Annotated in this window: 9 protein-coding genes; 3 read left to right on the forward strand and 6 right to left on the reverse strand. The window is 69.2% G+C overall.

Annotation, left to right across the window (positions count from 1 at the left end):
- Positions 1–34 precede the first annotated feature (34 nt).
- From M3C17_RS13645 to M3C17_RS13660, 4 genes are all read right to left on the reverse strand, one after another.
- A complete protein-coding gene (locus M3C17_RS13645; protein WP_259978397.1) occupies positions 35–2,176 on the reverse strand; it encodes a 3-hydroxyacyl-CoA dehydrogenase NAD-binding domain-containing protein in 2,142 nt (713 codons plus the stop codon).
- A complete protein-coding gene (locus M3C17_RS13650; RefSeq protein WP_259978399.1) occupies positions 2,173–3,378 on the reverse strand; it encodes a thiolase family protein in 1,206 nt (401 codons plus the stop codon). The genes M3C17_RS13645 and M3C17_RS13650 overlap by 4 nt, the downstream gene beginning before the upstream one ends.
- A gap of 74 nt (positions 3,379–3,452) precedes the next feature.
- Entirely contained in the window at positions 3,453–4,646 is a 1,194-nt protein-coding gene (locus tag M3C17_RS13655) for an HRDC domain-containing protein (protein WP_259978401.1), read from the reverse strand.
- Complete coding sequence (locus M3C17_RS13660; protein WP_259978403.1) at positions 4,639–5,220, reverse strand: DUF3000 domain-containing protein; 582 nt, start codon at positions 5,218–5,220, stop codon at positions 4,639–4,641. The genes M3C17_RS13655 and M3C17_RS13660 overlap by 8 nt, the downstream gene beginning before the upstream one ends.
- A gap of 25 nt (positions 5,221–5,245) precedes the next feature.
- On the opposite strand from M3C17_RS13660, the gene M3C17_RS13665 reads away from it, so the two are divergent.
- On the forward strand, positions 5,246–6,400 hold the full coding sequence (locus M3C17_RS13665) for a S9 family peptidase (protein ID WP_259978404.1): 1,155 nt from the start codon (positions 5,246–5,248) through the stop codon (positions 6,398–6,400).
- Here the strand turns inward: M3C17_RS13665 and M3C17_RS13670 are convergent.
- Together M3C17_RS13670 and M3C17_RS13675 are read right to left on the reverse strand one after the other, a co-directional pair.
- Entirely contained in the window at positions 6,384–6,815 is a 432-nt protein-coding gene (locus tag M3C17_RS13670; RefSeq protein WP_259978406.1) for a SufE family protein, read from the reverse strand. The two genes, M3C17_RS13665 and M3C17_RS13670, sit on opposite strands and share 17 nt — an antisense overlap.
- Before the next feature lie 18 nt (positions 6,816–6,833).
- Entirely contained in the window at positions 6,834–7,727 is an 894-nt protein-coding gene (locus M3C17_RS13675; RefSeq protein WP_259978408.1) for a sulfurtransferase, read from the reverse strand.
- A gap of 144 nt (positions 7,728–7,871) precedes the next feature.
- Between M3C17_RS13675 and zapE the strand changes: the two genes are divergently transcribed.
- Both zapE and M3C17_RS13685 read left to right on the forward strand, forming a co-directional pair.
- Positions 7,872–8,909 (forward strand): cell division protein ZapE, encoded by a 1,038-nt coding sequence (gene zapE, locus M3C17_RS13680; RefSeq protein ID WP_259978411.1) that lies wholly within the window; start codon positions 7,872–7,874, stop codon positions 8,907–8,909.
- A gap of 134 nt (positions 8,910–9,043) precedes the next feature.
- Complete coding sequence (locus M3C17_RS13685) at positions 9,044–10,282, forward strand: ammonium transporter (protein WP_259978412.1); 1,239 nt, start codon at positions 9,044–9,046, stop codon at positions 10,280–10,282.
- The last annotated feature ends 79 nt before the right edge of the window (positions 10,283–10,361 follow it).

The raw sequence follows: 10,361 nt of genomic DNA on the forward strand, positions 1-10,361 counted from the left end.
CCGCGTGTGACGCGACCCCCTTCGTGGCAGAGATTCAGCGGCTCTCGACGCCGCGGATCTGCGGGGTGTGGAAGGAGCCGCCGAAGGCGCGCTCGGACGCTCCCTCACGGTCCAGGTACGGCGAGGCCCCGCCGTCGATGAACGGCCAGCCGGCGCCGAGGATGAGGCACAGGTCGATGTCCTCCACCTCGGGCACGACGCCCTCGTCGAGCATCAGCTTGATCTCGGTGGCGAGTCCGTCCTGCACGCGCTGCAGGATGGTAGCCGCCGACGCCGGGCTCTTGCCCACCGCGGGCTTGAGGACCTTCTCGGCCTGCTTGGTCCAGCCGACCACGCGGCCGCCCTTGTCCTTCTCGACCACCTGGTCGAGCTCCGCCAGCGCATGGAAGTTGTCGTTGGCGTAGAACCGGTCGGGGAACGCGCCCACCATGGTGTCCTGCACGTGTGCGGCGACCTTCCAGCCCACCAGGTCGATGAGCTGGAACGGTCCCATCGGGAGGCCGAGCGGCGCGAAGGCCTTCTCGACGTCGGCGATGGGGGTGCCTTCGTAGACGGCACGCGCCGCTTCGCCCATGACCTTCGCAAGCAGACGGTTCACGACGAATCCGGGGGCGTCCGCCGTGAGGACCGCGTTCTTGCCCAGGTTCTTCGCCACGACGAACGCGGTCGACAGCGCCGCCTCCGACGTGTGCGGTGTCTTGACGACCTCGATCAGCGGCATCACCGCGACCGGGTTGAAGAAGTGGAAGCCCACCAGGCGCTCCGGGCGGGCGAGCGCCGCGCCGATCTCCTCGACAGACAGCGATGAGGTGTTGGTCGCGAGGATGGCGTCCTCCGCCACGATCTTCTCGATCTCGCTGAACACCTGCTGCTTGACCCCGACCTCCTCGAAGACGGCCTCGATCACGAAGTCGCAGTCCGCGTACAGGCTCTTGTCCGTGGTGCCGGTCACGAGGGCGCGGAGCTTGTTGGCCGTGTCGCCGTCGAGGCGCCCCTTGGCCTCGAGCTTGCCGATCTCCTCGTGGATGTAGGCGACCCCCTTGTCGACGCGCGCCTGGTCCAGGTCGGTGATCAGTACGGGCACCTGGAGCTTGCGCACGAACAGCAGCGCGAACTGGCTCGCCATCAGGCCGGCGCCGATGATGCCGACCTTGGCGACCTTCTTCGCGAGCTGCTTGTCCGGGGCGCCGACAGGGCGCTTCGCGCGCTTCTGCACCAGGTCGAACGCGTACATCGATGCGGCGAACTGGTCGCCGGTCACGAGCTCCGCCAGCGCCTCGTCCTCGCGGGCGAACCCCTCTGCCTTCGTGCCGCTCCTGGCCTTGTCGAGCAGGTCGAGGGCGACGTACGGCGACTTCGGGACCGTGCCGATCTTCGATTCGAGCATGCCGCGAGCCATCTTGATCGCGATGGGCCATTTGGTGAGCCGCTCGATCTTGCCAGGCTCGTTCCTGCGCTCGACCTTCTTGCCGCCGAGCACCGCGTCCGCCCACATCAGCGAGTTCTCGAGGTAGTTGGCGGCCGGGAAGATCGCGTCGAAGATGCCGAGCTCGAAGGCCTGCTGCGGCTTCAGCATGCGGTTCTGCTTGAGCGGGTTCGAGATGACCACTTCGAGCGCGTTCTCGATGCCGATGAGGTTCGGCAGGAGGTACGCGCCGCCCCAGCCGGGGATGATCCCGAGGAACACCTCGGGCAGGGCGATCGCGGCAGCAGAGGCGTCGACCGTGCGGTAGCTGGAGTTCAGCGCGATCTCGAGGCCGCCGCCGAGCGCGAGCCCGTTCACGAACGCGAACGAGGGCACCCCGAGCTCGCCGAGCTTGCCGAGCACTTTGTGCCCGAGCTGTGCGATCAGGCGGGCGTTGTCCCGTGAGCCGACCTTGCTGATGTCGGAGAGGTCGGCACCCGCGGCCATGATGTACTGCTTGCCCGTGATGCCGACGGCCTGGATCTCTCCGGCGGCGGCGCGCGCCTTCAGCCCGTCCAGGGTCTCGCCGAGCTCGGTGAGGGTGGCGGGGCCCAGCGTGTTGGGACGGGTGTGGTCGCGGCCGTTGTCGAGGGTGATCAAGGCGAGGACCTTGCCCGACGCCAGGCGGATGTCGCGCACGGGGGAGTGCGTGACGACCTCTCCCTCGGTGAGCGCCTGGATGGGCGAGAAGTCGACGTCGTCGTAGCTCACTTCTTCTTCTTTCCGTCGTAGTGCGGGTTCTCCCAGATGACCGATCCACCCTGGCCGAGACCGACGCACATGGCCGTCAGGCCGTAGCGGACGTCCGGGCGCTCGGCGAACTGCGCCGCGAGCTGGATCATGAGGCGCACGCCCGAGGCGGCGAGCGGGTGACCGAGCGCGATCGCGCCGCCCCACTGGTTGACCCGCGGGTCGTCGTCGGCGATGCCGAAGTGGTCGAGCAGCGAGATCACCTGGATGGCGAAGGCCTCGTTGAGCTCGAACAGACCGATGTCGTCGATCGTGAGACCGGCCTTCTTCAGGGCCTTCTCGGTCGAGGGGATGGGGCCGATGCCCATGATCTCGGGCTGTACGCCGGCGAACGCGAACGAGACCATCCGCATCTTCGGTGCCAGGCCGAGCTCCTTGACGGCTCCGCCACCGGCGAGCAGCGACATCGTCGCCCCGTCGGTGAGCGGCGACGACGTGCCGGCGGTGACGCGACCGTGTGGCCGGAACGGCGTCTTCAGCCCGGCGAGGTCCTCCATCGTGGTCTGCGGGCGACGGCCCTCGTCCTCGGTGGCGAGGCCCCAGGCCCCGTCCGCACCCTTGATCGCCACGGGAACCAGATCCGGCTGGATCTTGCCGGCGTCGTACGCGGCCTGCACCTTGTGCTGGCTGAGCATGCCGAAGCGGTCGGAGCGCTCCTTGGTGAGGTGCGGGAAGCGATCGAAGATGCGCTCGGCCGTGACGCCCATGTTGAGCGCTCCCGGGTCGACCATCTTCTCCGCCACGAAGCGCGGGTTCGGGTCGGCGTTGCCGCCGATCGGGTGGTGGCCCATGTGCTCCACGCCGCCCGCGAGCGCCAGGTCGTACATGCCGACCCCGATCGAGGCGCCCATCGTGGTCACGCTCGTCATGGCACCGGCGCACATGCGCTCGACGGCCAGGCCGGGGACCGTCTGCGGAAGGCCGGCGAGGATCGCCACCGAGCGGCCGAGGGTGAGCCCCTGGTCGCCGGTCTGGCTCGTCGCGGCGATCGCGACATCGTCGATGCGGTCGGCCGGGACGGCCGCGTTCCGCTCCATCAGGCCGATGGTCGCCTTCACGGCGAGGTCATCTGCGCGGGTGTTCCAGTACATGCCCTTTTCGCCGGCGCGCCCGAAGGGGGTGCGCACTCCATCGACGAAGTAGACGTCCGAGATCTCGGCCACTCTGCCTCCAAGTTCAGTGCGTTGGCCTCAGTCTATGAACGCGCCGAAATGAGACGGAATCGGTTGGATCGAACCTACGAAGCGCTCGCGGACGTGCTGTCCGACGATTGCGCCGCCTCTACAAAGGCGTCGGCGATCTTCTGTGCAGTCTGTTCAACCTGCCACGCGCGTGCGCCGAGCGCGGAGAGAGCCGCGCCCACCTCGGCAGCCGTGGTGCCAGGGGCGTCCCAGGCCACACGGCGGAGGTAATCCGGTGTCAGCAGGTTCTCCGTCGGCATCCCGAGCTCCTCCGCGACCGCCTCGACCGCCGGGCGCGCGGCCTTGAGCCGTGCGTCGGCCTCGGGGTTCCGGTCGGCCCACGCCCGGGGCGGGGGAAGGGCATCGCTCGGCACGCGCTCGCGCGGCAGCTGCTCGGCCGCCCGTCCATCGACGATCGCCTGCCACCACCGGTCCAGCTGCGTGCGGCTCGCACGCCCCTGGAACTCCTTGACGCCGGCGAGAGCCTGCTTCGAGGAGGGGTTCGCGAGCACCGCGGCGACCAGCGAGCGGTCGGGCACCAGACGACCGGGCGAGATGTCCTGCTGCTGCGCGTACATCTCCCTGGCCTCCCACAGCGCGCGGGCGACCGCGAGGTTGCGCGATCCCCGCACCTGGTGCAGTCCGCTCAGCCGTCGCCACGGATCCTCCCGCGGCGGCTTCGGCGCGCGCGCCAGCGTCGCGTCGAACTCCTGCGCGGCGAACTCCGTCTTGCCCTGCTCCTCGAGCTCGGCCACGAGCACATCCCGCACGTCGACGAGATGCAGCACGTCGAGCGCGGCGTACTCCAGCCAGGAGTCGGGCAGCGGCCTGGTGGACCAGTCCGCCGCCGAGTGCTCCTTCTTCAGCGTGATGCCGAGGGCATCCTCCACCACGGCGGCGAGACCGACGCGTTCGTGCCCGAGCAGACGGGCCGCCAGCTCGGTGTCGAAGATCGTCGAGGGCTGCAGGTGCAGTTCGCGCAGGGAGGGCAGGTCCTGGCTCGCAGCGTGCAGCACCCACTCCTCGGAGCCGATCGCCTCCTGAAGCGGCGCGAAGTCGCCGATCGCCGGGGGGTCGAAGAGGAAGACGCCCGCGTCGCGGCGGAAGACCTGCACCAGATACGCGCGCTGCGAGTAGCGGAAGCCCGAGGCGCGTTCGACGTCGACCGCCACCGGGCCGGAGCCGGCCGCCAGCGCGGCGCACGCCGCACGGAACTCCTCGGTGTCGGAGATCACGGAGTATTCAGTCACGTACAGCCTTTCGCGCGCCGATCACGGCGATGCCCTCGGAGCCCGGCGGAAGTCCCGCCAGCATTCCGACCAGCTCGGCCCATGCTTCGACGTGCGGTCGGAACGGGCCATCCGGTGTCCAGGACGCCCGCAATTCTATCTGTGCGCCGTCACCCTCGTCGGCGAGGCCGCCGAAGCCCTTGGAGAGCGTCTTCGTGGAGGTCCCGGCGGCGGAGTGGTAGCCGGCGTCGCGGGAATCGAGCGCGTCGACCAGCCAGGACCAGGTGACGTCGGCCAGCAGCGGGTCTGTGCCGATCTCCGTCTCCAGGGGGGCCTGGGCGAAGATCACGATGCGCCAGGCGCCGCCCCACGCGTCCGGCTCGTCCGGGTCGTGCAGCAGGATGAAGCGGCCCGTGCCGTACACCGAGTCGCCGTCCTCGCCGGGACGCACGTCCGCGGAGAGCGCGATCGCGAACGGGGCGAGGCCCTGCGGCGTGGCGATTTCGCGCACCACGATGTCGTCGCGGAACGCGGTCTCTCGCAGTTCGGCGACGGCGCTGTCGAAGGGCGTCCCGGCCTCGGGATGTGCGGTCACGGCAACAGGCTAGAGTCGGAAGGCGATGAAGAGTCTCAGGCACGCCGCCCAGTTCATTGTCCCCGCGCTGTTCGCTCTGACCGCCGCGGCCGGCTTCCTGGTGCTCGCCGTCGCCCGGCGGGTGGTCACTCCGATGCGCCGTCTGGTGGACACCGAGATCCTCGCGATCGACACGGGCGCGCAGACCATCGAGCTGCGGCGCACCCCCGACACCGAGCTTCCCGGGCGCTACGGACTCTTCACGACAGGCACCTACGGCTACGTCAAGCTCGGGGCCGTGCTCAGTGCGGATGCGACGACGGTGCGGCGGAAGCTGCTCACGAAGATCGAGCCGGGCGCGAACGTCGACCGCGGTGCCTCCTTCAGCGGCGCGTACTACCAGTCGCCCGCCGAGCTGCATCTCCGATGGGAGAACGTGCTGATCGGGTCTCCCGCCGGGCCGTGTCCCGCGTGGTTCTTCCCCGCTGCCTCCTCGACCTGGGTCATCCAGGTGCACGGCCGGGGCACGACCCGCGCCGAGTGCCTGCGCGCGGTGCCCGTGCTGCACGCCGCAGGGCTGCCCACTCTCGTCGTCTCCTACCGCAACGACGGCGAGGCGCCGCGGACGAAGGCAGGGGCCTACGCGCTCGGCGCGTCCGAGTGGCGTGATGTCGACGCGGCGATCGCGTATGCGCTGCGGCACGGTGCCGAGAAGATCGTGCTGATGGGATGGTCGATGGGCGGCGCGGTGTCGCTGCAGGCGGCGGTGAGCTCCGGCAACCGTGATCGCATCGCCGGTGTCATCCTGGAGTCACCCGTGGTCGACTGGCGCACCGTGCTGCGGTTCCAGGCGAAGGTCGCCAGGGTCAGGCCGCCGCTCCCCGAGCTGGCGATGGGTGCGCTCCAGCTTCCGCTCACCGCGCGGCTGAGCGGCGCCGACGAGCCGATCCTGTTCGACCGTCTCGACATGGTCGCCCGGGCCGACGAGCTGCGGGCGCCGATCCTGATCCTGCACAGCGACGACGACGGCTTCGTCCCGGCGGACGCGTCGCACGCGCTGCAGGAGGCACGGCCCGATCTCGTCACGATGCCGCGCTTCACGGTGGCCAGGCACACCAAGCTCTGGAACTACGACGAGAAGGGCTGGAGCACGGCGATCACGCAGTGGCTCGAGGCGCAGGGCCTCAGCGCTTCTGCCTGACCTGGTTCTTCGCCCGCATCAGCATGCCCGTCATGCCGCCGATCCGCAGCGGCGACACGGCCTTGGTGAGCCCGATCGACTGCGGGTAGTCCTCGGGGATCGCGATCACCTCGTCGGTCGTGAGCCCTGTGATGCCCTGCACCAGGATGCTCGCGAAGCCGCGGGTGGTCGGCGCCTCCTCCGGCGCCGTCGCGTGCATGGTCACGATGTCGTCGTCCACCTCGACGTAGATGTACACGGGCGACTGGCACTCGGCCACTCGCTCGCACATCTCCGGGTGCGCGGCGACCTCGTCCGACACGGCGGGGAGCTCGTCTGCGAACTCCAGCAGGAGCAGCAGACGGTCGGCCTCCGGGGTCTCGAGGAAGCCGTCACGGATCTCGGCGAGGGTGTCGGGGAGTCGGGTGGTGCTCATCCCCGTCATTCTCCCATGTCAGAGGGAGCCGGGCTCCGTGCCCGTCACGATCGGCACACGCACTGCGCTGCCCCACTCGGTCCACGAGCCGTCGTAGTTGCGCACGTTCTCGAAGCCGAGCAGGTGCTTGAGCACGAACCAGGTGTGGCTGGAGCGTTCGCCGATCCGGCAGTATGCCACGACGTCGTCCCCGTCCTGGAGGCCGGCGCCCTCGCGGTAGATGGCGTCGAGTTCGGCGCGAGGGCGGAAGCCGCCGTCTTCGGCGACGGCCTTCGCCCACGGCACGCTCTGCGCGGTGGGGATGTGACCCGCCCGCAGCGTCCCCTCTTCGGGGTAGGCGGGAGCCGTGGTCCGCTCGCCGCTGTACTCCTCCGGCGAGCGCACGTCGATCAGCGGGTTGCCGATGTGCGCGAGCACGTCCTCCTTGTACGCGCGGATCGCCGAGTCGTCGCGCTCGACCACCGGGTACTCGGTCGCGGAGCGCACCGTCGCGTCACGCGTGAGCTCGCGACCCTCCGCGATCCAGCGGTCGCGGCCTCCGTCGAGCAGACGCACGTCTTCGTGGCCGAAGAGGGAGAACACCCAGAGCGCGTAGGCGGCCCACCAGTTGTTCTTGTCTCCGTAGATCACGACCGTGTCGTCGCGGGCGATGCCCTTGCGGCTGAGCAGTTCTGCGAATCCCTCGCCGTCGACGTAGTCGCGCACGACGGGGTCGTTCAGCTCGGTGTGCCAGTCGACCTTCACGGCTCCGGGGATGTGCCCGGTCTCGTACAGCAGCACGTCCTCGTCGGACTCGACCACGACCAGTCCCGGCTCGCCCAGGTGCTCGGCGAGCCAGGCGGTGGTGACCAGACGGCCGGGCTCCGCGTACTCGGCGAACTTGGGGGAGGAGGAGTCGAACTCGATGGCCATGGGGTCTCCGTAGCGGTCGGGCGGGCGAACGGGCAGGTGCGGACGGCGTAGTGTTGATCCGTCCCTTCGACGATAGATCCTCCCTGTGCCCCCGGCACCGGATCCGTAAGACTTCGACACAGGCCGCCCTGACTCAGGATCGTGATGACCGACCCGACCACCCGTACTGGAACCGTGCACCTCACCGAGCGCACCCCCACCGTCACCGGACCCGAGATGCTGGCGAGCCTCGTGCCGCCGCCCCAGTTCGACGAGGCCACCTTCGACAGCTATCGCGCCGACCCGGCGTATCCCTCGCAGGAGGAGGCCAAGCAGACGCTGCTGCGGTTCTCCGGCCGCGGCGCCCCCGTGAAGCGAGGCGGGCTGTTCAGCCGGGCGAAGAAGGAGCCCGAGCTCAAGCCGGGCGTGTACCTCGACGGCGGGTTCGGCGTCGGCAAGACGCACCTGCTCGCGTCGATCTACCACGCGATGCCGGCCCGCCGGAAGTACTTCGGCTCGTTCATCGAGTACACGGCGCTCGTCGGCGCGCTCGGCTACAAGAACACGGTCGATCTGCTCAAGGGCGCCGACCTGCTCTGCATCGACGAGTTCGAGCTCGACGACCCGGGCGACACCATGGTCATGACGCGACTGCTCGGCGAGCTCGTGCCCACCGGCACCCGCCTGGCCGCGACCTCCAACACCCCGCCCAACGCCCTCGGCGAGGGGCGGTTCGCCGCCCAGGACTTCCTGCGCGAGATCCACGCCATGTCCGACAGCTTCCAGACGCTGCGGATCGACGGCGTCGACTTCCGTCAGCGTGCGATCGATGGCCACGCGGTCGTGCTCGACGACGCGGCCTACGCCGACGCCGTCACCCGGGCCGCCGCAGAGGGACCGGTGTCCGACGACGGCTTCGACGACCTCATCCGGCACCTCGCGCAGGTGCACCCCTCCCGGTACATCCGTCTGATCGACGGTCTCCAGCGCGTTGGTCTACGCGGCGTCCGTCAGCTCACCGACCAGTCCGAGGCGCTGCGCTTCGTCGCCTTCGTGGACCGCGTGTACGACGCGCAGCTCCCGATCCTCGCGACAGGCCTGGCCCTCGACGCGGTGTTCTCCGACGAGATGCTCGCCGGCGGCTATCGCAAGAAGTACCTGCGCGCCATCTCCCGACTCAATGCGCTGACGCATTCTGCGTAAGCCCGCAGGCGCGCGTAACGCGATGTTCACGCCCGCACGACGGCTGTAACAGCGGGGAAACAAACCTCACGCATGGGCGAAACGGTCCGTGGTCACACTGAAGCTCTCAATTACTTCGGATGTGAGGTTTTCCAATGGATGCTCCCGGCAACATCTCCTGGGCCATCACCGCGACAGCGCTCGTCCTGCTGATGACTCCCGGCGTCGCCTTCTTCTACGGAGGACTCGTCAAGGCGAAGAGCGTCGTCAGCATGATGATGATGAGCTTCGGCTCGATCGGACTCGTCGCCGTGCTGTGGATTCTCTTCGGCTTCTCGATGAGCGCCGTCGACAGCCCGACCGCGTTCGCGGGCAATCCCTTCGCCGACTTCGGGCTCTCCGACCTCGCTTCCGGGGAGGGCTCCAACGTCGCGCTGCTCGGCGTCGCCTACGGCGCCACCTTCGCGATCATCACGGTCGCCCTGATCTCGGGGGCCATCGCCGACCGCGCGAAGTTCGGCAGCTGGCTGATCTTCGCGGGCGTGTTCGCCACCGTCGGGTACTTCCCGGTTGCGGCCTGGGTGTGGGGCGGCGGCTGGATCATGAACCTCGGCACGACCCTGTTCGGCGAGGACAGCGGCATCGGCGTGATCGACTACGCCGGAGGCACGGCCGTGCACATCAACGCGGGTGCGGCTGCGCTGGCACTCGCCCTGGTGCTCGGCAAGCGCATCGGCTTCCAGAAGGGCATTCTCAAGCCGCACAACGTGCCGCTGACACTCCTCGGCGCGGCACTGCTGTGGTTCGGCTGGTTCGGCTTCAACGCCGGTGCGGAATGGCTCGCGGAGGACATGGGCGGGGTCGGCCTGATCGGTCTGAACACGCTCGGGGCCACCGCCGCCGCGATCCTCGGGTGGATCCTGATCGAGCGGATCAAGGACGGCAAGGCCACCTCGGTCGGCGCCGCCTCGGGTGCCGTCGCCGGTCTGGTGGCCATCACCCCTGCCTGCGCGAACCTGACCCCTGGCTGGTCGCTGCTGCTGGGGGCCGTCGCCGGCATCGTCTGCGCGCTGGCCGTCGAGCTGAAGTTCCGTCTCGGCTTCGACGACTCGCTCGACGTGGTGGGCATCCACCTGGTCGGAGGCCTCATCGGCACCGTCTACCTCGGCTTCTTCGCCACCGGCACCGGCCTGTTCGTCGGCGGTGACGCCCGTCAGCTCGCCGTGCAGGTGATCGCCGCAGCGGGCGTTCTGATCTACTCCTTCGTCGTGGCCTGGGTGATCGGATTCGCGATCCAGAAGACGATCGGCTTCCGCATCACGAACGAAGACGAGATCGCCGGTGTCGACCAGGTCGTCCACGGCGAGGAGGGGTACGCACTCGCCGACGCGTGAGGCGGTTAGGGTGACCGTGTGGGCAAGACCGACGGCATCCTGACCAGACTCGCGGAGCTCCTCCTCACGGCGGTGGGCT

The organism is Microbacterium sp. p3-SID336 (genome assembly GCF_025143365.1).
GTDB lineage: Bacteria > Actinomycetota > Actinomycetes > Actinomycetales > Microbacteriaceae > Microbacterium.

Bases quoted from the DNA above. Each gene is read 5' to 3' on its own strand.
- zapE (WP_259978411.1), top strand. From the start codon at position 7,872: ATGACCGACCCGACCACCCGTACTGGAACCGTGCACCTCACCGAGCGC.
- M3C17_RS13685 (WP_259978412.1), top strand. From the start codon at position 9,044: ATGGATGCTCCCGGCAACATCTCCTGGGCCATCACCGCGACAGCGCTC.
- M3C17_RS13675 (WP_259978408.1), bottom strand. From the start codon at position 7,727: ATGGCCATCGAGTTCGACTCCTCCTCCCCCAAGTTCGCCGAGTACGCG.
- M3C17_RS13665 (WP_259978404.1), top strand. From the start codon at position 5,246: ATGAAGAGTCTCAGGCACGCCGCCCAGTTCATTGTCCCCGCGCTGTTC.
- M3C17_RS13670 (WP_259978406.1), bottom strand. From the start codon at position 6,815: ATGAGCACCACCCGACTCCCCGACACCCTCGCCGAGATCCGTGACGGC.